At 71.2% G+C, this 24410-nt stretch carries 19 protein-coding genes and 1 tRNA gene; 14 read left to right on the forward strand and 6 right to left on the reverse strand.

Going from position 1 to position 24410, the window contains the following annotated elements:
* Positions 1 to 54 precede the first annotated feature (54 nt).
* Positions 55 to 813: an acyltransferase family protein gene (locus ACMV_RS08055; protein ID WP_331429017.1), complete on the forward strand. Its 759-nt coding sequence runs from the start codon at positions 55 to 57 to the stop codon at positions 811 to 813.
* A 128-nt stretch (positions 814 to 941) separates the two neighbouring features.
* Here ACMV_RS08055 and ACMV_RS08060 read toward each other — a convergent pair.
* Positions 942 to 1017 (reverse strand) — tRNA-Ala (locus ACMV_RS08060).
* Positions 1018 to 1221: 204 nt separating this feature from the next.
* On the opposite strand from ACMV_RS08060, the gene ACMV_RS08065 reads away from it, so the two are divergent.
* From ACMV_RS08065 to ACMV_RS08090, 6 genes are all read left to right on the forward strand, one after another.
* On the forward strand, positions 1222 to 3021 hold the full coding sequence (locus ACMV_RS08065) for an acyl-CoA dehydrogenase (RefSeq protein WP_013640090.1): 1800 nt from the start codon (positions 1222 to 1224) through the stop codon (positions 3019 to 3021).
* A gap of 18 nt (positions 3022 to 3039) precedes the next feature.
* A complete protein-coding gene (locus ACMV_RS08070; protein WP_011942343.1) occupies positions 3040 to 4347 on the forward strand; it encodes a TetR family transcriptional regulator in 1308 nt (435 codons plus the stop codon).
* A 12-nt stretch (positions 4348 to 4359) separates the two neighbouring features.
* Positions 4360 to 5151, forward strand: a complete 792-nt coding sequence (locus tag ACMV_RS08075) for an SDR family oxidoreductase (protein WP_011942344.1) — start codon at positions 4360 to 4362, stop codon at positions 5149 to 5151.
* Between the two features lie 40 nt (positions 5152 to 5191).
* A complete protein-coding gene (locus ACMV_RS08080; protein WP_007423901.1) occupies positions 5192 to 6364 on the forward strand; it encodes an acetyl-CoA C-acyltransferase in 1173 nt (390 codons plus the stop codon).
* Positions 6361 to 6825 carry a MaoC family dehydratase gene (locus tag ACMV_RS08085; protein ID WP_013640091.1) on the forward strand — a complete coding sequence of 155 codons (465 nt, stop codon included), beginning with the start codon at positions 6361 to 6363 and terminating at the stop codon, positions 6823 to 6825. The genes ACMV_RS08080 and ACMV_RS08085 overlap by 4 nt, the downstream gene beginning before the upstream one ends.
* A gap of 84 nt (positions 6826 to 6909) precedes the next feature.
* Entirely contained in the window at positions 6910 to 7890 is a 981-nt protein-coding gene (locus tag ACMV_RS08090) for an aldo/keto reductase (RefSeq protein WP_013640092.1), read from the forward strand.
* Positions 7891 to 7932: 42 nt separating this feature from the next.
* On the opposite strand, the gene ACMV_RS08095 is transcribed toward ACMV_RS08090, so the two are convergent.
* Together ACMV_RS08095 and ACMV_RS08100 are read right to left on the reverse strand one after the other, a co-directional pair.
* Positions 7933 to 9429: an ATP-binding protein gene (locus ACMV_RS08095; RefSeq protein WP_013640093.1), complete on the reverse strand. Its 1497-nt coding sequence runs from the start codon at positions 9427 to 9429 to the stop codon at positions 7933 to 7935.
* 338 nt (positions 9430 to 9767) lie between these two features.
* Positions 9768 to 10490, reverse strand: coding sequence for a helix-turn-helix domain-containing protein (locus tag ACMV_RS08100; RefSeq protein WP_007423946.1), 723 nt, complete (start codon positions 10488 to 10490; stop codon positions 9768 to 9770).
* A gap of 144 nt (positions 10491 to 10634) precedes the next feature.
* On the opposite strand from ACMV_RS08100, the gene ACMV_RS08105 reads away from it, so the two are divergent.
* The 6 genes from ACMV_RS08105 to ACMV_RS08130 are packed head-to-tail and all read left to right on the forward strand — an operon-like array spanning position 10635 to position 19358.
* A complete protein-coding gene (locus tag ACMV_RS08105) occupies positions 10635 to 14369 on the forward strand; it encodes a nitrate reductase subunit alpha (protein WP_013640094.1) in 3735 nt (1244 codons plus the stop codon).
* On the forward strand, positions 14369 to 15895 hold the full coding sequence (gene narH, locus ACMV_RS08110; RefSeq protein WP_013640095.1) for a nitrate reductase subunit beta: 1527 nt from the start codon (positions 14369 to 14371) through the stop codon (positions 15893 to 15895). The genes ACMV_RS08105 and narH overlap by 1 nt, the downstream gene beginning before the upstream one ends.
* Before the next feature lie 7 nt (positions 15896 to 15902).
* Positions 15903 to 16559 (forward strand): nitrate reductase molybdenum cofactor assembly chaperone, encoded by a 657-nt coding sequence (gene narJ / locus ACMV_RS08115; protein ID WP_013640096.1) that lies wholly within the window; start codon positions 15903 to 15905, stop codon positions 16557 to 16559.
* Positions 16556 to 17272, forward strand: a complete 717-nt coding sequence (gene narI, locus ACMV_RS08120) for a respiratory nitrate reductase subunit gamma (RefSeq protein WP_013640097.1) — start codon at positions 16556 to 16558, stop codon at positions 17270 to 17272. Before narJ ends, narI begins: the two co-directional genes overlap by 4 nt.
* Complete coding sequence (locus ACMV_RS08125) at positions 17269 to 18015, forward strand: peptidylprolyl isomerase (protein ID WP_011942351.1); 747 nt, start codon at positions 17269 to 17271, stop codon at positions 18013 to 18015. Before narI ends, ACMV_RS08125 begins: the two co-directional genes overlap by 4 nt.
* Entirely contained in the window at positions 18012 to 19358 is a 1347-nt protein-coding gene (locus ACMV_RS08130; RefSeq protein WP_007423599.1) for an MFS transporter, read from the forward strand. Before ACMV_RS08125 ends, ACMV_RS08130 begins: the two co-directional genes overlap by 4 nt.
* A 9-nt stretch (positions 19359 to 19367) precedes the next feature.
* On the opposite strand, the gene ACMV_RS08135 is transcribed toward ACMV_RS08130, so the two are convergent.
* A complete protein-coding gene (locus ACMV_RS08135) occupies positions 19368 to 20324 on the reverse strand; it encodes a hypothetical protein (RefSeq protein ID WP_013640098.1) in 957 nt (318 codons plus the stop codon).
* Between the two features lie 250 nt (positions 20325 to 20574).
* Here ACMV_RS08135 and ACMV_RS08140 point away from each other — a divergent pair, with 250 nt between their 5' ends.
* Positions 20575 to 22242 carry a methyl-accepting chemotaxis protein gene (locus tag ACMV_RS08140; RefSeq protein WP_013640099.1) on the forward strand — a complete coding sequence of 556 codons (1668 nt, stop codon included), beginning with the start codon at positions 20575 to 20577 and terminating at the stop codon, positions 22240 to 22242.
* On the opposite strand, the gene ACMV_RS08145 is transcribed toward ACMV_RS08140, so the two are convergent.
* Together ACMV_RS08145 and ACMV_RS08150 are read right to left on the reverse strand one after the other, a co-directional pair.
* Positions 22237 to 23283, reverse strand: coding sequence for a LacI family DNA-binding transcriptional regulator (locus tag ACMV_RS08145; RefSeq protein WP_011942354.1), 1047 nt, complete (start codon positions 23281 to 23283; stop codon positions 22237 to 22239). The two genes, ACMV_RS08140 and ACMV_RS08145, sit on opposite strands and share 6 nt — an antisense overlap.
* Before the next feature lie 11 nt (positions 23284 to 23294).
* The gene (locus ACMV_RS08150) at positions 23295 to 24323 is read right to left on the reverse strand and encodes an L-idonate 5-dehydrogenase (RefSeq protein WP_013640100.1); all 1029 of its coding nucleotides are present in this window, start codon (positions 24321 to 24323) and stop codon (positions 23295 to 23297) included.
* Positions 24324 to 24410: the final 87 nt, after the last annotated feature.

The following is a 24410-nucleotide window of genomic DNA, read 5'->3' on the forward strand; positions in this document are numbered from 1 at the left end:
GGCATCCTGCTCGCGACCCCGCCCGCCCCCGGTCCCGTCCTTCGCGACGCCATCCTGAACAGCGTCCTCACCGGCTATGCCGGGGCGAACGGCTTTCCGTTCCTCCGCCACCTCATCCCCATGCCGGATCTCCTGCACGCCTTCGATCCGCCGACCTGGACTCTCAATGTCGAACTGTCCGGATCGGTGCTCTGCCTCGGCCTCAGCTATGTCGAGCGGCGCCGGCGCGCGCTGCTGCCCTACGTCATCGCCGCCCTCGCCCACTGGCTCGGGGCGAGCCAGTGGTTCCTCTTCGCCCTCGGCTACGCGCTTGCCGGCCTGCGCCGGCCGTCACCCGGGCGCCTGCGCCAGGGCCTCGCGATCCTCGCCTTGGCCGCCGGCATCCTGCTCTGCCGCCTGATCCCGCCGGCGCCGATCCTGCTGCTGCACAGCCTGCTGCGCCACCAGCACCCGCCGGATCCGTTTCACTTCTCCAACCAGGTCGGCGCGATCCTGATCTTCCTCGGCGTGCTGCACCTGCCGCGCGCGCAGCACCTGCTGGAACGCCGCCTGCCGCAGTTCCTCGGCCGCATCTCGTTCAGCCTTTACCTGGTGCATTTCCCGGTCATGGCGACCATCGGGTGCGGCGTGTTCAACCTGATCGCGCCACGGTCCGGCGCCGTGCCGGGCTGCCTGGCCGCGCTCATCGCCGGCCTCGCGGTCACCCTGCCGGTCGCGGTCCTGTTCGAGCGCCATGTCGACCGGCTGGCGGTGCGCCTCAGCCGCCGCAGCCCGCCCTTCCTCGCTCCCGTGCCAGGCGAATTGAGCAGCTGACCCGATCGGGTCGGCCAGGGCCCCGGTGCGACTTGCACGGATGCCGGCCGATCAGGGCCGCACGCAACCGCGCGACCGGCCATGCCGCCACGGCATCCGCGAAACGTCGTTCATGTCCTGGAAAACGCTGGTGGAGCCAATCGGAATCGAACCGACGACCTCCTGAATGCCATTCAGGCGCTCTCCCAACTGAGCTATGGCCCCACCGTGCGTGAGCGCCCTATTAGACCGAGTTCGCGCCCGCGGCAAGGGCATCGGAGGACAAACCCGCCATGATTTGTGACGGCGGCAAGACAGCGCCGCCCGCCGCCCCGCCGCGCCGCCCGAAAACCGTACAACCGTTCAATTCCGGATCGACAGCGCCGCTCCGCCCCGGTATCCTGCGCCCCGCATCCGGGAGCCACCGCCATGTCCATGATCGTCGACCGCCGCGACCTCGACTTCATCCTCTTCGACCTGCTCGGCATGGAGGAGCTGCTCCGCCATCCGCATTTCGCCGCCTTCGACCGCGACGCCTGCACCCAGATGCTCGACACCGCGCAGCAGATCGCCGAGGACCATTTCCTGCCCATCGCCGCCGAGGTGGACGCCAACGAGCCGCGCTTCGTCGGCGGACGGGTGGAGATGCCGGAGGGCACCGGCCACGCCCTGCGCGCCTGCGCCGAGGCGGGATTCTTCGCCCTGCCCTTCGCGCAGGAGCATGGCGGGCTGCAGGCGCCACGGGTGCTGCACACGGCGGCGAGCGGCATCTTCACCTGTGCGAACACCGCCGTCGCCAATTACGCCTTCCTCACCGTCGGCGCCGCCAACCTGCTCGCCGCCTTCGGCTCCGAGCCGCTGCGCCGCCGCTTCCTGCCGCCGATGCTGGAGGGGCGCTGGTTCGGCACGATGTGCCTTTCCGAACCCCAGGCCGGATCGTCCCTCGCCGACATCACCACCACCGCCACCCCGCGCGCCGATGGCACGTTTTCGCTCCGCGGCAGCAAGATGTGGATTTCGGGCGGGGATCAGGAAATATCGGAGAACATCGTCCACATGGTGCTGGCGCGCATCGCCGGCGCGCCGGCCGGCACCCGCGGCATCTCGCTGTTTCTCGTGCCCAAGCGCCGCGTCGATGAAAGCGGCGCCGTCGGCGAGAGCAACAACATCGCCCTCGCCGGGCTGAACCACAAGATGGGCCAGCGCGGCACCACCAACTGCCTGCTCAATTTCGGCGAGAGCGGCGAGACGATCGGCCATCTGATCGGCGCGCCGCATCGCGGCCTCGAATACATGTTCCAGATGATGAACGAGGCGCGCATCGGCGTCGGCCATGCCGCGACCATGTCCGCCCTCGCCGGCTATCGCCATTCGGCGGACTACGCCCGCACCCGCACGCAAGGCCGCAGGGCCGGGCAGAAGGACCCGTCCGCCCCGCCGGTGCCGATCGTCGAGCACGCCGATATCCGCCGCATGCTGCTGGCCCAGAAGGCGGCGGTGGAGGGCGCGCAGGCGCTCTGCCTCTATGCCGCGCAGCTCGTCGACCGCCAGGAAATCGCCACGGACGCGGATGAGAAAGCCTGGCTCGGCGCCCTGCTCGGGCTGCTCACGCCGGTGGTGAAATCATGGCCCTCGGAGCATTGCCTCGAGGCCAACAAATGGGCGATGCAGATTCTCGGCGGCTATGGCTACACGCGGGACTATCCGCTGGAGCGGCTCTATCGCGACAACCGGCTGAACCACATTCACGAAGGCACGTTCGGCATCCAGGGCATCGACCTCGTGGGCCGCAAGCTCGGCGGCGACAAGGGCGATGCGCTGCGCCGCTTCGCCGCACAGATGCGCGAGACCGCCGCCACCGCCGCCCGGCAGCCGGCCCTCGCGAACGAGGCCGCCCGCCTCGTGGCGGCACTCGACCAGCTCGGCGTCACCGCCGATACCCTGCTCGCCTGCGCCGACCTGCCGCGCCGCCTCGCCAATGCCACGGTGTTTCTCGATGCGTTCGGCCATGTCGTCATCGGCTGGCTCTGGCTGTGGCAGGCGCTGGTCGCGGCCACCGCGCTGGAAGGCAATCCCCCAGCGCCGGACAGGCTCTTTCACGAGGGCAAGATACTGACATGCCGTTATTTCATGGCGCATGAACTGCCGCTTGGGATCGCCCGCCTCGCCCTCTGCGCGACGCTCGAGACCACCAGCCTCGACGCCCCCGCCGCCCTGTTCGCCCTCTAGCGCGCGCGGCGGCGGCGCATGGTGCAGGACCGCAGCCTGCGCACGCGGCACCGGATTCACGAGGGTGCCGTCAGCGTTCTTGCCGAAGGTGGCGTCGCCGGCCTGACCCATCGGGCGGTGGCCGCCGCGGCCGGCGTGAGTCTCGCGGCGACGACATATCATTTCGATTCCAAAACCGACCTCATCGCCAGCGCCTCCCGCCATCTGATGAGCGGCTATCTCGATGCCTTCGCCCGGCTCGAACGCCGTGTCAGCGCCGGGGAGGCGACCGGGCTTGCGCGGATCGACGATCTCGTCACCCGCGTCGTGCTCAACGCGCTCGGCCGCGAGCGGACACGCTCGCTCGCCTGGTGCGAACTCATCCTGCATGGCGGGCGCGGCGCCGAGGGGCGGCGCCTCGCGCAGGACTGGTACGCCAGGCTCGACGACATCTGGCACGCCATCGGCGAGAATCTCGGCTTCGGGCTCGACCGCCGCGCCGCCCGCGCCACAATCGACCGCGCCATCGGCCTCACCTTCCTGCTCCACCCGCTCGGCCTCGACCAGGAGGCGGCGCGCGACCTCATCGAGGGCCGGCTCGACCCCGCGCAACTCGGCCCGCCCGCCCCCGCGCCGGACGACGCGGCCGGACCGGCCACTGCGCGCCAGCGCGAGACCCGGGCGCGGATCGTGCAGGCGACGATCGACATTCTCGTCGAGTCCGGCGCGGGGGCGGTGAGCTGGGCCGCCATCGCCGAGCGCGCCGGCCTCGCCCGCAGCGGCCCGGCCTATTACTTCCCGGCGATCGGCGCCCTGCTCGCCACTGCGCAGGTGGCGCTGTTCGACCGGGCGAAGGCGCGCTACCGCGCGGGCTTCGGCGCGATCGACCCCGCCGAGATCGACGAGATGCGGCTCGTCGATCTCACCACGGCGATCTGGTTTCGCGAGGTGCTGGAACATGCGCGCGAGGCGCTCGGCCATTACGCCGTGTTTCTCCGCGCCGCCCAGGCGCCCGGCGAGAGCGTGGCGCTGCGCGCGGCCATCGCGGCCACGCTGCGCGACCAGCACGGCGCCTGGCGCCGGCGGCTGGCGGCGATGGCCGCCGCACCGCCGCACCCCGCCGGCCCGCTCGCGGTGCAGGCCGTCTTCGTCGGCAAGCTGATCCGCGCCGCCGCCACCGGGGCGGACACGGCGCTGCTCGCGCTGGCGCGGGAGGATTTCGCCGCCGCGATCGCCGGGGCGATCCGCCCGGAAAAACCGTACGCTCATCCAAAACCGGCTTGCCAGCCGGGCCCGCCTGGCTTAGCTGAACAGAGAGAAGCGCCGCTTCGCGGCCCGGAACCATAAGGGAGGACCGGCATGATCGATCCGGCATCGCTGTTTTCGCTACAGGGCCGCGTCGCCCTCGTCACCGGCGGCTCGCGCGGCATCGGCCGGATGATCGCCGAGGGCTTCCTCGCCCAGGGCGCGCGGGTCTACATCTCGGCGCGCAAGGCGGAGCAGTGCCACGCGGCCGCCGCCGAACTCGGCCCCGACTGCATCGCCGTGCCGGCCGATATCTCGACCGTCGAGGGCGCGCGCGCGCTGGCCGCGACCATCGCCGAACGCGAGCCGGCGCTCGACATCCTGGTGAACAACGCCGGTGCCGCCTGGGGCGCGCCGTTCGACAGCTTCCCCGAACATGGCTGGGACAAGGTGTTCGACGTCAACGTGAAGGCGCCGTTCTTCCTCACCCAGGCGCTGCACGGCGCGCTGAAGGCGGCGGCGCGGCCCGACCGCCCGGCCAAGGTGATCTGCGTCGGCTCGATCGACGGGCTGCGCGTCAACGCCTGGGAGACCTACAGCTACCAGGCCTCGAAAGCGGCGATCCATCACCTGATGCGGCGGATGGCGGCGCGGCTGATCCACGACAACATCGTCGCCAGCGCCATCGCCCCCGGCGCGTTCCCCTCCGAGATGAACCGCGCCGCCCGCGACCGGGGCGACAGGGTCGCCGCCGCGATTCCCGCCCGCCGCATCGGCCGCGCCGAGGACATGGCGGGTGCCGCGATCTATCTTGCCAGCCGCGCCGGCGATTATGTCGTCGGCCAGGTGCTCACCGTCGATGGCGGGCTCGTCGCCGCCAACCCGGTGGAGACGGCCGAACCCTGAGGCCGCCCCATCCCTTTTTCCGCCAGAGGAGCGAACAGACATGCGTGACGCCGTGATCGTCTCGACCGCCAGAACCCCGATCGGCCGCGCCTATCGCGGCGCCTTCAACGCCACCCCCGCCCCCACCCTCGCCGCCCACGCGCTGCGCGAGGCGGTGCGCCGCGCCGGGATCGACCCCGCCGAGATCGACGACTGCCTGATCGGCAGCGCCCTGCCCCAGGGCGGGCAGCACACGATCGGCCGCACCGCCGCGCTCCGCGCCGGCCTGCCCGTCACCGTGCCGGGCATGACGATGGACCGGCAATGCTCCTCCGGCCTGATGACCATCGCCACCGCGGCGAAGCAGGTCATCGTCGACCGGATGGACGTGGTGCTGGCCGGCGGCGTCGAATCGATCTCCACGGTGCAGACCGAGGCGATGCGGGTCGATCGCGATCCCGAACTCCTCGCCCTGCACGCCGACACCTACATGCCGATGATCGACACCGCCGAGGTGGTGGCGAAGCGCTACAACGTCTCGCGCGAGGCGCAGGACGCCTACGCCCTGCAATCGCAGCTTCGCACCGCCAGCGCCCAGCAGGCCGGCCGGTTCGATGCCGAGATCATCCCCGTCACCGCGACCAAGACGGTGACGGACCGCGCCACCGGCGCCACCAGCCAGCAGACCGTCACCCTCGCCGCCGACGAGGGCAACCGGCCCGACACCACCGCCGAGGGCCTCGCCGGGCTCAAGCCGGTGCGCGAGGGCGGCTGCATCACCGCCGGCAATGCCAGCCAGCTCTCGGACGGCGCCTCGGCCTGCGTGGTGATGGAGGCGAAACTCGCCGAGAAGCGCGGCCTGCAGCCGCTCGGCCGCTATGTCGGCATGGCCGTCGCCGGCACCGAGCCGGACGAGATGGGCATCGGCCCGGTCTTCGCGGTGCCCAAGCTGCTCTCGCGCTTCGGCCTCGGCGTCGGCGATATCGGCCTGTGGGAGCTGAACGAGGCCTTCGCCGTGCAGGTGCTCTATTGCCGCGACCGTCTCGGCCTGCCGGACGAACTGCTCAACGTCGATGGCGGCTCGATCTCGATCGGCCATCCCTACGGCATGTCCGGCGCCCGCATGGTCGGCCACGCGCTGATCGAGGGCAAGCGCCGCGGCGCGCGCCATGTGGTGGTGACGATGTGCGTCGGCGGCGGCATGGGCGCTGCCGGCCTGTTCGAGGTTCTGTGAGCGCCCCGGCGCTCACCCTCGCCGACTATCGCGCCCTGGTCGGCACCGAGGTCGGCTGTTCGGACTGGATCGAGGTCGGCCAGGCGCGGATCGACGCCTTCGCCGAGGTGACGGACGATGACCAGTTCATCCATGTCGATCCCGAACGCGCCCGCGAAACCCCGTTCGGCGGGACCATCGCGCACGGCTTCCTCACCCTCTCGCTGCTCAGCCGCATGGCGTACGACACGCTGCCGAGGCTCGCGGGGGTGGCGATGTCGGTGAATTACGGGATGAACAGCCTGCGCTTCCTCGCCCCGGTCCGCGCCGGGTCGCGCATCCGCGGCCGTTTCGCCCTCGCCGGTCTCGCCGAGAAGGGCGAGCGGCGCCTCCTGCTGACGCATGACGTGACGGTGGAGATCGAGGACCAGCCGAAGCCGGCCCTGGTCGCGCAATGGCTCTCGATGCTCGCCCTCGCGTGATCGCCCGCGCTCTGGCCGGGGCCGCGCGCCCCGGCTAACCTCCGCGCCTCGCCCGCCACGGGCTGAACCGTTCGGAGGTCCCTGATGGAATACACGAAACTCGGCGCCACCGGCCTCGAGGTCTCGCGCATCTGCCTCGGCTGCATGAGCTTCGGCGTGCCCGATCGCGGCAACCACGCCTGGACGCTCGACGAGGCGAGCAGCCGCCCGATCATCCGCCGCGCGCTCGAAGCCGGCATCAACTTCTTCGACACCGCCAATGTCTATTCCGACGGCACCAGCGAGGAAATCGTCGGCCGCGCCCTGCGCGACTACGCGCGGCGCGACGAGGTGGTGATCGCGACCAAGGTCAACGGCCGCATGCGCCCCGGCCCGAACGGCGCCGGCCTGTCCCGCCGGGCGATCATGACCGAGATCGACAACAGCCTCCGCCGCCTCGGCACCGACCATGTCGATCTCTACCAGATCCACCGCTGGGACTATTCGACGCCGATCGAGGAAACGCTGGAGGCGCTGCACGACGTGGTGAAGGCGGGCAAGGCCCGCTATATCGGCGCCTCCTCGATGTTCGCCTGGCAATTCGCCACCGCGCTGGCCACCGCCGAGCGCCACGGCTGGACGCGCTTCGTCTCGATGCAGAACTACCTCAACCTGCTCTATCGCGAGGAGGAGCGCGAGATGCTGCCGCTCTGCCGCGCCGCCGGCGTCGGCGTGATCCCGTGGAGCCCGCTCGCCCGCGGCCGCCTCACCCGCGACTGGGACGACGCCACCGCCCGCGCCGAGACCGACGAATTCGGCAAGACCCTCTACGCCGCCACCGAGGCGGCCGACCGCAAGGTGGTCGAGGCCGTCGCCGCGATCGCCGCCGAACGCGGCCTCAAGCGCGCCCAGGTCGCCCTCGCCTGGGTGCTCTCGCGCCCCGGCGTCACCGCGCCCATCGTCGGCGCCACCAAGCTCGCCCATCTGGAGGACGCGATCGAGGCGATCGGCGTCACCCTCGGCGCCGAGGAGATCGCCCGGCTCGAAGCCCCCTACGTGCCGCACGCGGTGGTCGGCTTCTCGTAATCCGGACCGGCATCGGACGCGACGGACTCAGACGGGTCGAAATCAGACGGGCAGCCTGTCCTCGGCGTCGGTCAGCCCCGGCGCCGTCGCCCAGGCGAGTTCCACCAGGGTGACGATGCGCCGCCCCGCCCCGTCGAGCTGGCAGACGATCAGCCCCTGCTCCTCCATATAGGCGAGCAGCCGCCGCGCCCGGCCGAGCGAGCGCGTGCCGTAGGCCCGCGCGATCGCCGGGTCGCCCGGGCAGGGCAGCCCGTCCCGCGCGGCGCGGGCGAGCATCAGGAAAATCCCCTGCATGTCCTCGGGCAGGATCGCGGCGCGGCCCAGCACGTCCTGCCACGCCGCATCCTCGGCCATCGCCGCACTGATCCCGGCCCGCGCCCGGGTCAGCATCCGCCGGAAGGCGGCAAGGTCGGGTGCGGCCGCGCCGAGCGCCTCGATCCGGCAGCGCACCAGGAAATCCTGATACAGCACGCCGACCGGCCGGAACCCCGCCTCCGGGTCGGCGAGGATCTCGGCGAGGATGCGCTCCAGCCGCGCCTGCCGCGCCGCCTGTTCCTCCGGGCTCTGCGGCGGCGGCACCTCGGCCCGGCTGTCCTCCACGGCCGGCCGCGCCGCCATCAGCTGGCTCAGCAGGTCGGGCGGCGGCGGCGCCGGGGCGCGGCGCGGCGGGCGCGATGCCTCGGGCGGCGGCGGGGCGAGGATCACGGTCTGCGCATCGGCGATCGCCGCCTCCGGCAGCGGCGTCAGCCGCGGCGTCACATGCCGCGCCTCGGTCTCGGTCGGGCCGATCCGGAGGGAGAGCGGCCGGCGCGACAGCGCCGGGCCGAGCGCGATGAAATGCCCCCGCTCCAGGTCGCGGAACGCCTCCGCCTGCCGCCGCTCCATGCCGAGCAGGTCGGCGGCGCGCGCCATGTCGATATCGAGGAAGGTGCGCCCCATCAGGAAGTTCGAGGCCTCGGCGGCGACGTTCTTGGCCAGCTTGGCGAGGCGCTGGGTGGCGATGATGCCGGCGAGCCCGCGCTTGCGGCCGCGGCACATCAGGTTGGTCATCGCCCCCAGCGAGAGCTTGCGCGCCTCGTCCGACACCTCGCCGGCGACGGCGGGGGCGAAAAGCTGCGCCTCGTCCACCACCACCAGCATCGGGTACCAGTGGTCGCGCGGCACCTCAAACAGCCCGCCGAGAAAGGCGGCGGCGCGGCGCATCTGGTTCTCGGCGTCGAGTCCCTCGAGGTTCAGCACGGTGGAGACGCGATGCACCCGCGCCCGCTCGCCGGCCAGTTGCAGCGCCGCCTCGGCATGCGCCTCGGCATCGATCACGAGATGCCCGAACCGCTCCGCGAGGGTGACGAAATCCCCCTCCGGATCGACGATCGTCTGCTGCACCCAGGCGGCGCTCTGCTCCAGCAGCCGGCGCAGCAGATGGGACTTGCCCGACCCGGAATTGCCCTGGACCAGCAGCCGCGTCGCCAGAAGTTCCTCAAGGTCGAGCATCGCCGGCGCCTGGCCGGCCGTCATCCCCATCTCGATCGCCACCGTCATGTCCGACTCGCCGCCTCCTTCGCGCCCCGGGGCTTATCAACCCCGCGCCGCCGCGTCGAGCGTTTGCCCCGCCGCCGCCCGGCGCCGGATTGATGCGATTCGGGAATTATTTCGGCTCGGACGGAAAATGGAAAGGGTTTCTTAACTTTTGCCCGATATGTTCCACTTATGCATCAAAACGCCTAGATGCGTGCATCTGCTGGCTGGTAACCAGCACGCTACAGGCCGTGCAAAATGCACGGGGACCGCGCCCGCCGCCGAAAAATGTCGTCGGCAACTCGGTGACTGCCGTGAGAGAGCGGCACCATCCCCCTATTCCGTTCGGCGCCGCGCCGCGTTCAATCGTCGATCAGCGGATCGCGCGGGCAGACCGCCTCCAGCCCCGCCCAGTCGCGCACCCGCACCCGCGCGCCCTCCACCGTCAGCACCTCGCCGCTCAGCGCCGCGAAGGCCCGCGACAGGCTCTCCCGCGTCATCCCGAGTTCGGCGGCGATCATCCCCTTGTCGTAGGGCAGCTCGATCGTCCCGCCCCCGTCCGCCGGCCGCAGCGCCAGCAGCCAGGCGGCGAGTCGCTGCGTCGTCGTCCGCAGCTTGAGCATCTTCACCTGCCGCGTCATCCGCCGGAACTGCCGCGCGAGGCAGGCGATCACCGCCTGCGCCACCGCCGGCTCCGCCGCCGCCACGGCGCGGAACGTCACCGCCGGCACCAGCACCAGCCGGCACTCCGTCGCCGCCACCGCGCGCAGCAGATAGGGCGAATCCTCCAGCACCGCCGCCGGCAGCAGCAGGTCCGGCGCCCGCACCGTCTCCACCAGCATCTCCGCCCGCCCGCCGGCCGAGGCGGTCAGGTGCACGCGGCCCCCGCTCACGATCACCTGCGCCCCCGGCATCTCGCCCTGCTCGAAAATCCGCGTCCGCCGCGCGACCAGCATCGTCATCGCCGGGGCCGCGAGTCGCCGGCAAGCCGCCTCGTCGAGGCCCGGGAACAGCCGCGAATCGCGCAGCAGCGCCACGAGCTCCGGCGTGCCCGCGTCATCGGTCATGTGCATGGTGGCGGACATCTTCAGGCAACCTCCGGTAGATCGTTTCGCCGGATTACGCCGAGTTTCGGATGCCATCAACAATCTATTTGATCGAAATCAAATCCGCCATTGACCCTTTCGGGTAACGTTTCCGTCAGATCGCATCACGGACGGATCCCGCACATGAGTCATTTCCTCGACCGGCTGACCTTCTTCCGCCGCAAGCCCGAGCCCTTCGCCGGCGGTCACGGCATCACCACGCGGGAAGACCGGAGCTGGGAAGAGGCCTATCGCGGCCGCTGGCAGCACGACCGCATCGTCCGCTCCACCCATGGCGTGAACTGCACCGGCTCGTGCTCCTGGAAAATCTACGTCAAGGGCGGCATCGTCACCTGGGAAACCCAGCAGACCGACTATCCCCGCACCCGGCCGGACATGCCGAACCACGAGCCGCGCGGCTGCCAGCGCGGCGCCAGCTATTCGTGGTATCTCTACAGCGGCAACCGGCTGAAGCACCCGATGGTGCGCGGCCGCCTCATCCGCTACTGGCGCGCCGCACGGCGGATGATGACGCCCGTCGCCGCCTGGGCCGCGATCATGAACGACCCCGAGAAGCGGCGCGCCATCCAGAAGGTGCGCGGCAAGGGCGGCTTCGTCCGCGTCCCCTGGGACGAGGCGAACGAGATCATCGCCGCCGCCAACGCCTACACCATCCGCCGCCACGGGCCGGACCGCATCTTCGGCTTCTCGCCGATCCCGGCGATGTCGATGGTCTCCTACGCCGCCGGCTCGCGCTATCTCTCGCTGATCGGCGGCGTCAATCTCAGCTTCTACGACTGGTATTGCGACCTGCCGCCCGCCTCGCCGCAGACCTGGGGCGAGCAGACCGACGTGCCGGAGAGTGCCGACTGGTTCAACGCCGGCTACCTGATCCTCTGGGGCTCCAACGTGCCGCAGACCCGCACGCCGGACGCGCATTTCTACACCGAGTCCCGCTATCGCGGCACCAAGAGCGTCGTCGTCTCGCCCGACTACAGCGAGGCCTCGAAATTCGCCGATCTCTGGCTGCACCCCAAGCAGGGCACCGACGCCGCCCTCGGCCTCGCCCTCGGCCATGTCGTGCTGCGCGAATTCCACATCGACAATCCCGACCCCTATTTCACCGATTACTGCCGCCGCTATTCCGACATGCCCTTCCTCGTCCGCCTCGTCCGGCAGGATGGCGCGCTGGTCCCCGAGCGCCTGCTCCGCGCCTCCGATCTCGCCGGCGCGCTGGGCGAATCGAACAACCCCGAATGGAAGACGCTCGCCTTCGACGAGACCACCGGCCGCCTCGTCGCCCCGCACGGCTCGCTCGGCTTCCGCTGGGGCGAGCAGGGGCGCTGGAATCTCGAGGAAAAGGCCGCCGACGGCAGCGAGGTCCGCCTCGCCCTGTCCGTCGCCGCCGCCGCCGACGGGTTCGAGGATGTCGCCTTCCCCTATTTCGGCGGCAAGGGCCACGCCCATGTCGCCGGCACCGACCACCCCGACATCCTGCTCCGCCGCCTGCCCGTCCGCCGGATCGAGGGGGCGGAGGGCGAAATCCTCGTCGCCACCGTCTTCGACCTGCTCGCCGCCAATTACGGCATCGACCGCGGCTTCGGCGGCGCCAACGTCGCCGCCGGCTATGACGACGACGTCCCCTTCACCCCCGCCTGGCAGGAGCGCATCACCGGCGTGCCGCGCGGCCATGTCATCGAGGTCGCGCGCGGCTTCGCGCAGAACGCCGCGAAGACCCACGGCAAGTCGATGGTCATTCTCGGCGCCGGGCTGAACCACTGGTATCACATGGACATGAGCTACCGGGCGATCATCAATCTCCTGGTGCTCTGCGGCTGCATCGGCCAGTCCGGCGGCGGCTGGTCGCATTATGTCGGCCAGGAAAAGCTCCGCCCGCAGACCGGCTGGCTGCCGCTCGCCTTCGCGCTCGACTGGTCGCGCCCGCCGCGGCAGATGAACGGCACCTCGTTCTTCTACGCCCATACCGACCAGTGGCGCTACGAAACGCTCGACATCGCCGACCTGCTCTCGCCCACCGCCCCGAAGGGCGACTGGTCCGGCGCGCTGATCGACTACAATCTCCGCGCCGAGCGCCTCGGCTGGCTGCCCAGCGCGCCGCAGCTCTCGGCCAATCCGCTCCGCCTCGCCGCCGCCGCCGACGAGGCCGGGCTCGCGCCCGCCGACTACGTCGCCGACCGTCTGGCGAAGGGCGAACTGCACTTCGCCGCCGAGGACCCCGACCATCCGGACAACTGGCCGCGCAACCTCTTCGTCTGGCGCTCCAACCTGCTCGGCGCCTCGGGCAAGGGGCACGAATATTTCCTCAGGCACCTGCTCGGCACCTCGCACGGCGTGCAGGGCGCCGATCTCGGCGCCCGCGGCGGGGCGAAACCGCGCGACGTCGCCTGGCACGACGAAGCGCCGGAGGGCAAACTCGACCTGCTGGTGACGCTGGATTTCCGCATGTCCACCACCGCGCTGCATTCCGACATCGTGCTGCCCACCGCCACCTGGTACGAGAAGAACGACCTCAACACCTCGGACATGCACCCCTTCATCCACCCGCTCTCCGCGGCGGTCGAGCCGGCCTGGGAAGCCCGCAGCGACTGGGACATCTACAAGGGCATCGCCGAAACCTTCTCGCGCATCGCCCCCGAGGTGCTCGGCCGCGAGCGCGACGTCGTGCTGACCCCGCTGATGCACGACTCGCCCGGCGAGCTCGCCCAGCCCCTCGGCGTCGATGACTGGACGCAGGAGGGAACGAAGCCGGTCCCCGGCGTCAACCTCCCGCAGGTCAGCGTCGTCGAGCGCGACTACCCGAATGTCAGCGCCGCCTTCAGCGCGCTCGGCCCGCTGCTCGACCGGCTCGGCAACGGCGGCAAGGGAATCGGCTGGAACACGCGGGAGGAAATCGAATTCCTCGGCAAGCTGAACGGCACCGTCGCGCACGGCCCCGCCGCCGGCCGCCCGCGCATCGAAACCGATATCGACGCCGCCGAAACCATCATGGCCCTCGCCCCGGAAACCAACGGCGCCGTCGCCGTCAAGGCGTGGGACGCGCTGGCCGCGACCACCGGGCGCGAACACGCCCATCTCGCCATCGCCCGCGAGGACGAAAAGATCCGCTACCGCGACATCCAGGCCCAGCCGCGCAAGATCATCTCCTCGCCGATCTGGTCCGGCCTCGAAAGCGAGCACGTCAGCTACAACGCCGGCTATACCAACGTCCACGAGCTGATCCCCTGGCGCACCCTGACGGGCCGCCAGCAACTCTACCAGGACCATCTCTGGATGCGCGCCTTCGGCGAGGCGCTCTGCGTCTGGCGCCCGCCGATCGACACCCGCAGCATCGCACCGATGATCAAGGCCCGCGCGGCCGACGGCAAGGATCTCGTGCTGAACTTCATCACCCCGCACCAGAAATGGGGCATCCACAGCACCTATACCGACAACCTGCTGATGCTGACGCTCAACCGCGGCGGCCCAGTGGTCTGGATCAGCGAGGTCGACGCGAAAGCCGCAGGCATCGCCGACAACGACTGGATCGAGGCCTATAACGCGAACGGCGCGCTCGTCGCCCGCGCCGTGGTCTCCCAGCGCGTGCCGCAGGGCATGACGCTGATGTACCACGCGCAGGACAAGACGGTGAACACCCCCGGCTCGCCGCTCACCGGCCAGCGCGGCGGCATCCACAATTCCGTCACCCGCACGGTGCCGAAGCCGACGCACATGATCGGCGGCTACGGCCAGCTCGCCTACGGGTTCAACTATTACGGCACCGTCGGCTCCAACCGCGACGAGTTCGTCATCGTCCGCCGCCTCGACCATGTCGACTGGCTCGACCGCCCGCTCGATGCCGCCGCGAAGGAGACCGTGTAATGAAAATCCGTGCCCAGGTGGCGATGGTTCTCAACCTCGACAAGTGCATCGGCTGCCACACCTGCTCCGTCACCTGCAAGAATGTCTGGACCTCGCGCGAGGGCGTCGAATACGCCTGGTTCAACAATGTCGAAACGAAGCCCGGCGTCGGCTTCCCGCGCGAATGGGAAAACCAGAAGCGCTGGAACGGCGGCTGGCGCCGCCTGGCGGACGGCACGATCCAGCCGCGCATCGGCGCGAAATGGCGCGTGCTGGCCAACATCTTCGCCAACCCCGACCTGCCCGAGATCGACGACTACTACGAGCCCTTCACCTTCGATTACGAGCATCTTTATTCCGCGCCCGAAATGGAGGCGACGCCCACGGCGAAGCCCCGCTCGCTGATCAGCGGCGCGCCGATCGAGAAGATCGAGCGCGGCCCGAACTGGGAGGAGATCCTCGGCGGCGAGTTCGAGAAGCGCAGCGCCGACTACAATTTCGAAGGCATCCAGAAGGAAATCTACGGCCAGTTCGAGAACACCTTCATGATGTACCTGCCGCGCCTGTGCGAGCACTGCCTCAATCCGGCCTGCGTCGCCGCCTGTCCCTCGGGAGCGATCTACAAGCGCGACGAGGACGGCATCGTGCTGATCGACCAGGACAAGTGCCGCGGCTGGCGCATGTGCGTCTCCGGCTGCCCCTACAAGAAAATCTACTACAACTGGAAGTCCGGCAAATCCGAGAAGTGCATCTTCTGCTACCCGCGCATCGAGGCCGGCGAGCCCACGGTCTGCTCGGAAACCTGCGTCGGCCGCATCCGCAATCTCGGCGTCGTGCTCTACGACGCCGACCGGATCGAGGCCGCCGCCAGCGCGCCCGACGAGAAGGACCTTTATGAAAGCCAGCTCTCGATCTTCCTCGACCCGAACGACCCGGAGGTGATCCGCCAGGCCCGCGCCGACGGCGTGCCGGAAAACTGGCTCATCGCCGCCCGCCGCTCGCCGGTGTGGAAACTGGCGATGGAATGGAAGGTCGCCTTCCCCCTGCATCCCGAATACCGCACCCTGCCGATGGTCTGGTACGTCCCGCCGCTCTCGCCCATCACCGCCGCGGCGAATGCCGGCGCGATCGCCGAGCGCGACGGCATGCCCGATATCCGCAGCCTGCGAATTCCGCTGCGCTACCTTGCCAATCTGCTGACCGCCGGCGACGAGGCGCCGGTCGCCCAGGCGCTGGAGCGCATGCTCGCCATGCGCGCCTACATGCGCGCGAAGACGGTCGACGGCGTGATCGACGAAAGCATCGCCGCCCGCGTCGGCCTCACCGCCGCCGAGATCGAGGCGATGTACCAGCTGATGGCGATCGCGAACTACGAAGACCGCTTCGTCATCCCCTCGACGCATCGCGAAGCCGGCGAGAACGCGTTCGACCTGCGCGGCGGCTGCGGCTTCAGCTTCGGCAACGGCTGCTCCGGCAGTGCCGCGAAACCCAGCCTGTTCGGCTCGCCGAGCCATCGCCCGGTGCCGATCGCGCCGGAAAACGCCTGAGGCCGCCATGCGAATTTTCAAGCTGCTCAGCCTGCTGCTGACCTATCCGGACGACGCGCTGCGCGACGCCGCACCCGACATCGCCCACCTCTGCCGCGCCGCCGATGCCCTGCCGCCCGACCTCGCCGAGCGTCTCGCCCGCCTCGCCCTGCGCATCGCCGCCGACGACCTGCTGGACACCCAGGAACGCTACGTCGCCCTGTTCGACCAGACGCGCTCGCTCTCGCTCTACCTCTTCGAGCACGTCCACGGCGAATCGCGCGACCGCGGCCAGGCGATGGTCGACCTGCGCGCGCAATACGAGGCGCGCGGGCTGGAGATGGCGCCGGGCGAACTGCCCGACTTCCTGCCCCTCTTCCTCGAATATCTCGACGCCATCCCGGCCGACGAGGCGCTGGCCCTGCTCGGCGAGATCCGCCCGATCGCCGCCTCGCTGGCGCAGCGCCTCGAAAAGCGCCGCAGCGACTACGCCGCCCCCCTCGCGGCCCTGCTCGCCCTCGCCCCCGAGGCGGCCGCCGATCGCGCGCCGGAGGCGACGGCCGATCTCGTCCCCGCCTCGCCGGACGACGAGCCCGCCGCCGCGCGCGACGCCGCCTGGGCCGACGCCCCGATCCGCTTCACCGCCGCCCCCTCGCCCGCCGCCTGCGCCGGAGACCTCCCATGAGCAGCTGGATCAACACCGCCCTGTTCGGCGTCTACCCCTATGTCTGCCTCGCCGTGCTGCTGGTCGGCAGCCTGATCCGCTTCGATCACGGCGCCTACACCTGGAAGAGCGACTCCTCGCAACTGCTGCGCCGCAAGCGCCTGCGCCTCGGCTCCAACCTCTTCCATTACGGCGTGCTCACCGTGGTCGGCGGCCATTTCGTCGGCTTCCTGATGCCGGACTGGGCGGTCTCCTGGCTGATCAGCCCGGCGCAGCACGAATTGCTCGCGATGGCGGTCGGCGGGCTCGCCGGAATCATCGCCATCATCGGCCTGTCCGTCCTCATCCACCGCCGCCTGACCGACACGCGCATCCGCGCCACCAGCCGCAAGCGCGACATCGCGATCGTGCTGATGCTCTGGTGCCAGCTCGCCCTCGGCCTGCTCACCGTGCCGGTCTCCGCCCTGCACATGAGCGGCGGGCTGTTCGAGCAGCTGGTCGGCTACGTCAAGGGCGTCGTCACCTTCCAGCCCGATGTCGCGCAACTGCTGGTCGGCACGCCGCTGGTCTACCGCCTGCACATCCTGCTCGGCTTCACCATCTTCCTGGTCTCGCCCTTCACCCGGATGGTCCATGTCTGGAGCGCGCCGGTCTGGTATCTCGGCCGCCGCGGCTACCAGATCGTGCGCACCCGCCGCCCCGCGCCGGCCCTCGTGCGGGAGCGCCGGCCATGAGCGCCGCCCTCTCCGAAGCGGCGATCGCCGCCGAACTCCAGCACCACCCCGCCGCCACGCGCGAGGAGGCCTGGCGCCGCGCCGAGCGCGCGCTGCGCCTGCGCGCCGCCCTCCTCGCCGAGGCCGACCGCGCCGGCCTCGCCCCCGAACCGGAGGACGACGCGCCGGTGCGCGAAACCGCGGACGAAAGCCGGATCCGCCGCCTGCTCGAGCGCAGGATCCGCGTCGCCGACGTGTCGGAGGCCGACTGCCGCGCCGAGTTCGCGCGCCACCGTGCCCGCTTCCGCACCCCGCCCCTGTTCGAGGCCGCGCATATCCTGATCGCCGCCGACATGTCCTCCGAGGACGCCCGCGCCCCCGCCCGCGCCGAGGCCGCCCGCCTCGCATCCCTCCTCGCCGCGCGCCCGGACAGCTTCGCCCGCCTCGCCCGCGAGCACTCCGCCTGCCCGAGCGGCGCGGATGGCGGCGGCCTCGGCCAGATCACCGCGCGCGACGTCACGCCGGAAATCGCCAGCATGCTGGCGGCGATGACGCCCGGCACGATCTGCCCCGTCCCGGTGCCGACGCGCCACGGCTACCACCTCCTCCGCCTCGACCGCCGCGAGGACGGCCGCGACCTCCCCTTCGAGGCGGTGCGCGACCGCATCCGCGACCACCTGCGCCAGCGCGCCTGGCTCGATGCGGCACGCGCCTACGCCGCCACCCTGACCGACGTTTCAGCAGAAGAGGAACCCGCGCCATGAGCGACCCGCTTCAACCGCGCGCCACCCCCCGCCCCGCCCTGCGCGGCAGCCCGAACCACGCCCTGTTCGGCGCCACGATCGGCTTCTTCATCGGCTTCGGCGCCGTCTCCCTGTTCGGCCCGACGGCGCACAGCTTCGTGCGGGTGATGCATCTCTCGCCCGAGCAGGTCGGCTTCCTGGTCGCGATCCCGATGCTCACCGGCTCGCTGCTGCGCATCCCCTTCGGCGCCTGGGTCGACACCACCGGCGGCAAGCTGCCCTTCCTGATCCTGCTGGTGCTCTCGGTCATCGGCATCGGCGGGCTCTACTACATGCTGCTGACCCTCTACCCCACCCATCTCGGCCAGCAGCATTATCCGCTGCTCCTGCTCTTCGGCGCCCTCGGCGGCTGCGGCATCGCCACCTTCTCGGTGGGCATCGGCCAGGTCTCCTACTGGTTCCCGAAGCGCAACCAGGGCTGGGCGCTCGCCGCCTATGCCGGGTTCGGCAACACCTCGCCCGGCCTGGTCGCGCTGATCCTGCCGCTGCTGATCGTCTTCATCGGCCTCTGGGGCGCCTATCTCGTCTCCCTCGGCATCGTCGTCGCCGGCATCGCGGCCTATCTCGTGCTCGGCCACAACGCCCCCTTCTTCCAGCTCCGCCACGAAGGCCTCTCGCGCGAGGGCGCCGCCGCCGAGGCCGCCGCCTGCGGGCAGGAGCTCTTCCCGCAGGCCAGCGCCCTGCGCGCCCTGCGCGAGGCCGCCGCCGAATGGCGCACCTGGGCGCTGGTGCTCCTCTACTTCACCACCTTCGGCGGCTTCCTCGCCCTCACCGCCTGGTTCCCGATCTACTGGCAGAGCTTCTTCCGCACCACGCACTGGACGGCGGTGATCCTGACCGCGGGCTTCTCGCTGCTCTCCTCGCTGATCCGCGTGCCCGGCGGCGCCTGGGCCGACCGCTTCGGCGGCGAGGCGGTGGCCGCCCTCGCCCTGCTCGTCCTGCTCGCCGGCGCGCTGATCATGACGCTGTCCGGCAGCTTCGCCCTGTCGGTGAGCGGCGAACTCCTGGTCGGCGCCGGCATGGGCGTGACCAACGCCGCCGTCTTCCGCCTGGTGCCGAACTACGTGCCGCACGCGGTCGGCGGCGCCGCCGGCTGGGTCGGCGGCCTCGGCGCGCTGGGCGGCTTCGCCGTCCCGCCGCTGCTCGGCCATTTCGTCGGCACGATGGGAGCCGCCGGCTACGCGCGCGGCTTCCTCGTCTATGTCGTCCTCGCCGTCGCCAGCCTCGCCCTCACCGGCGTGCTCCGCCTCGGCCCGCGCCGGGCGGACCCGACGATGAACCCGAAGGCCGCGCTGTCGCGCTGACCGCCTCCCTCACCCCTGGACGAGCGCGCCGAAGCCGCTCGTCCAGAATTCGGCGCTCGCCGTATCGTTGATGCAGAGGCACCCGTCCGGCGCGAAGCGCGTCGCCCGCTCCAGCAGCTGGATATCCGCCTCATGCTCCCGCGCCACATGCGGGTCCTCGAAAAAGATCAGCCGCCGGCAGCGCCCTTCCAGCACCTCCTCGGCGATCTGCGCATCCCCGCCCCGCGGGCCGGACTGGAAGGCGGTGGTCCATCCCGGCACCGCCGGCGGCAGCAGCGGCAGCAGCGTCGCCGTCTCGGCCCGCAGCCGCGCCGGCACCGTGCCGTTCAGGAGCCCGCCGGTCGTCCCCGTCGCCAGCCGCCGGCCGAAGCGCGAGAGCAGCGCGTGATGTCGCCGGGCGAAATCCAGCATCACCGGCTTCTGCGTATCGTGGGCGATCAGCCCGATCGTCTCCGTCGCCGTCGCCTCCGGCCGCACCCAGCGGGCGAGCTGCGCCGCAAGCCCGGTGCGGTCGATCCCCGCCATGCCGTTCCAGACCAGCGCGCACCATTCCGAGGCCGCGCCCCTGTTGGTCAGGAACGGCCGCCCATGCACCACGCATTGCCGCTTCAGCGCCTGCATCTCGGGAAACACGCCGATCGGGTCGACCGGATCGATCAGGTAGATCACGAAATCCAGCGCCGCCCGCCCCTCGGCGTCGGGCACCACCATCGAGGTCAGGGTGATCACCCCGCCCTCGCGCGCCGGCCGCAGCCGCGCCGGCGGGTTTCCCGCCAGCAGGCCGGAGGCGAGGATGGCGTCGCAGGTCGCCCCCACCGCGTGCAGCGCCACCGCCGACGACGACAGGAACGGCGCGAAATCCCGCAACAGGCCGAACAGCGGCGAGACCTCGCTGCTCCGCATCGCCGCCGACGCCGCGATCCCGATTCGCAACCGTCCCCCCTCGCCCGCCGCCGCGCCGTCCATCGCGTCCCTCCCCGCATTCGTTCCGCCCCAGCTTCGAAGCCGGCGGCGCAAAAATCAATAGACGGCGCCGCCGCCAGCCCGGCAAACACCGCGTTTGACCAATAATCGAAACATCAACGTCCAAATTTCATGGATTTCGTATCCGTCAGTGAGACTATGGATTCCGTTAATCGTGATTTAACCACCCGCCCCAATACTAGGCGAGATTGTAACGATAACGTGACGTTCCATCTCCTTTGGAGGCCATTTGATGAAGTTTCCGTTCAACGGTGCCAGCCGACGCGTGAATGCGTCGCTGAACGCCATGGCCGGCATCGTCCAGGTCGGGGCCGACGGTACCGTGACCGAGGCGAACGAGGCGTTCTGCGCCCTGCTCGGCCGCACGCCGGCGCAGCTCGCCGGCCAGCCCCGCGCCGGGCTGATCGCCGGCGCCGCCGATGGCGGCTATCTGCGCCATCTCGCCGCCGGCGGCGGCTGGCGCGGCATCCAGAAACTCGTCACCGCCGGCGGCGAACCGGTCTATGTCCATGTCGCCGCCCACGCCCTCGCCGCCGGCGCCGCGCGCGGCACGGTCGAGCTGATCCTCCCGCTCACCGAGGACGAGCTTCGCACCATGCGCGAGGCGCGCGGCCTGCACACCATCGCCAGCGGCCGCGGCATGATCGAATGCGCGCCGGACGGCACGATCATCGACGTCAACAACAATTTCCTCCGCGCCGTCGGCTACCGGCGCGAGCAGCTGGTCGGCCAGCATCACCGCATCCTCGCCACCCCGGAAGACGTCAGCGGCGACGCCTATCGCCGGTTCTGGGACCGGCTGCGCACCGGCGAGCATTTCGTCACCGAGGTCCGCCGCCGGCACCACGATGGCAGCGCCGTCTGGCTCGCCGAATCCTACAACGGCATGCGCGATGCCGAAGGCCGGCTCGCCAGCATCATGATCTTCGCCACCGACGTGACCGACCGCGTCCGCGCCGTCGACCTGATCAAGCAGGCCCTGGCCGGCCTCGCCGCCGGCGAGCTCGACGTGGCGGTGCCCGCCGGCCTGCCCGCGCCCTTCGATGCGATCGCCGGCGACCTGAACGGCGCCGTCGGCGCCCTGCGGACGACGATGCTCCAGCTCCGCCAGTCCTCCGCGGTGATCGACACCTCGATGAGCGAGATCCGCGCCGCCGCCGACGATCTCGCCCGCCGCACCGAGAGCGAGGCGGCGAGCCTCGAGGAATCCGCCGCCGCCCTCGCCCAGCTCGACCGGCATTTGCGCACCACCGCCGAGGATGCGAAACGCGCCCGCGCCAGTGCCACGGCCGCGGCCGGCGTCGCCGGCGAATCGAGCCGCCTGGTCAGCGAGGCCGTCGCCGCGATGCACGCGATCGAGAATTCCTCCGGCCAGATCGCCCAGATCATCGACATGATCGAGGAGGTCGCCTTCCAGACCAACCTGCTCGCGCTCAACGCCGGGGTCGAGGCCGCCCGCGCCGGCGAGGCCGGGCGCGGCTTCGCCGTGGTCGCCTCCGAGGTGCGCGCCCTCGCCCAGCGCTCGTCCGAGGCGGCGAAGGAGATCACCGCGCTCATCCTCGCCTCGCGCAGCCAGGTCTCCGCCGGCGTCGATCTCGTCGGCCGCACCGGCGAGACGCTGCAGGGAATCTTCGGCAATGTCGACGAAATGAACCTCCGCATCGCCGACATCGCCGCCGCCGTCACCGCCCAGTCCGACGATATCGGCGCGATCAACACCGCGATCAGCCATCTCGACAAGGCGATCCAGCAGAACGCCGCCATGGCCGAGGAGGCGAACGCCGCCACCGCCACCCTCGCCGGCGAGGCGACGGCGCTGGCCAACATCGTCTCCCATTTCCGCTTCTCGCAGCAATCGCCGCAAGCCGCCGCCCGCCGTCTCGAACTCGCGGCGTCATGAATCCCGGCGCGGCGCGACGGTGCTGCCCCGCGCCGCCAGCCGGAGTCCGACCTCGATCCGCTCCGGCGCTGCCGCCTCGCCGCGGCGGCGGGCCGCCACCGCGCGCACCAGCATCGCCCCGGCCCGCTCGCCGATCCCCCGCGCATCCACCGCCACCGTGCTGATCGCCGGCACCGCGCAGCGCGACACCTCGAAATCCCCGAACCCGCCGATGGCGATCCGCTCCGGCACGCCGATCCCCCGCCGCTGGCATTCGGCGATCGCGCCGAAGGCGATCAGGTCGCTGGCGCACACCACCGCGTCGGTCTCCGGCCAGCGTTCCAGCAGCAGCGCCATGCCCTCCGCCCCGTGCCGCATCGACAGCGGCGGCTGGCCGTGGCGGAACAGCAGCGGCGGCCCGAGCCCGGCGGCCGCCAGCGCCTCCTCATACCCCCGGCCGCGATCCTCGCCGCGCGGGTCCCGCCTTGAGGCGCCGCCGAGAAAGGCGATCCGCCGCCGCCCGATCGCGGCGAGATGCGCCGTCATCAGAGCCCCCGCCGCGCGGTTGGAAAACCCGACCACCCCGCCGATGGGGGATGAAGGCAGGTCCCAGGTCTCCACCACCGGCAGCGCCGAGCGGCCGAGCAGCGCGGCCACCCGCCGGCTGTGCACCCCGCCGGTGAGCACGATCCCCTCCGGCCGGTGCCGCATCAGCGTATGCAGCAGCTCCTCCTCGCGCGCATTGCTGTAGAGCGTGGTCCCCAGCAGCAGGTCGAGCCCCGCCTGGCGCAGCGCCGCCTCCAGCCCGGCGATCGTCTCGGCGAAATTCGAATTGTCCATCGAGGGCACGATGGCGGCGACGAAGCCGGACCGCCGGCTCGCCAGCGCGCCCGCCGCCGCGTGCGGCACATAGCCGAGCCGCGCCACCGCCTCCATGATCCGCGCCCGCGTCGCCGCCGCCACGCGCGCGCCGCGCAGCGCCCGCGAGACCGTCATCTTCGACACGCCGGCGGCGGCGGCCACATCGTCCATCGTCGGCGCGCGGTCGGGCGGGGAGGCCATCGCGGAACCGCCTAGAAGGCGAGCTGGACCTTCACCGCCCGCGCCTTGTCCGCCGCGAGCGCGAAGGCCTCCGCCGCCCGCTCCGCCGGCAGCACCGCGCTGAGCAACGGGTCGGGGTCGATCGCGCCAGAGGCGAGCAGCGCCACCGCCTCGGCGAATTCGGGACCGAAGCGGAAGGCGCCGGCCAGCTCGATCTCCTTGCTCACCAGCGCCATCAGCGGCAGGCTCATGTCGCCGCCGAGGCCGAGCTGGACGATCCGCCCCTGCGGCCGCACCACCCCGATCAGCCCGGCGAGCGAGGAAGCGGCGCCCGACGCCTCGATCCCCGCATCGAACCAGCCCTTGCCCTCGGCGAAGCGGGCCAACCCGTCCGGCTCCCGGCCGAGATCGACCGTCTCCGTCGCCCCCAGCCTTGCCGCGAGGGCGAGCGGCGCGCCGAGCACGTCGCAGGCGACGATCTCGGCGGCCCCGCGATGCCGTGCGGCGAGCAGGGCGAGCAGGCCGATCGGCCCCATCCCGGCGATGATCACCCGCATCCCCGGCCCGATCCCGGCCCGTGTCGCGGCGTGCAGCCCCACCGCCAGCGGCTCGGCGAAGGCGGCGCGCTCGACCGCCAGCCCCGCCGGCAGCCGCACGAGCTGGCGCGCCGGCACCGTGATCGCGGAGCGGAACGCGCCGTGGATATGCGGCCGGCGCATCGCGCTGCCGAAGAACCGCATGTCGGTGCAATGCTGCGTCGCCCCGGCGGCGCAGAACCGGCAGGCGCCGCAGGGCAGCGACGGGTCGATCGCCACCGCCTCGCCCGGCGCGAAGCCCGTCTCCGCCCCAGCATCCTCCACCTCGCCCGCCACCTCGTGGCCGAGCACCATCGGCTCGGCCAGCCGCACCGGGCCGAACCCGCCATGGCGCATGTAATGCAGGTCGGAACCGCAGATCCCGCCCCGCCGCACCCGTACGCGCACCTCGTCCGGCCCGGGCGGCGGCGCCGGCCGGTCCTCGATCCTGAGATCGCCCGCGGCGTGGATCACGATCGCTGTCATGGTGATTTCCTCCTTGAGCGGTGGCCCGACTTCGTGTTACGCCATCCTGTGTTACCGCTAACATGCGCCGGTTCCCGCACTTCGGCA

Source organism: Acidiphilium multivorum AIU301 (assembly GCF_000202835.1).
GTDB lineage: Bacteria > Pseudomonadota > Alphaproteobacteria > Acetobacterales > Acetobacteraceae > Acidiphilium > Acidiphilium multivorum.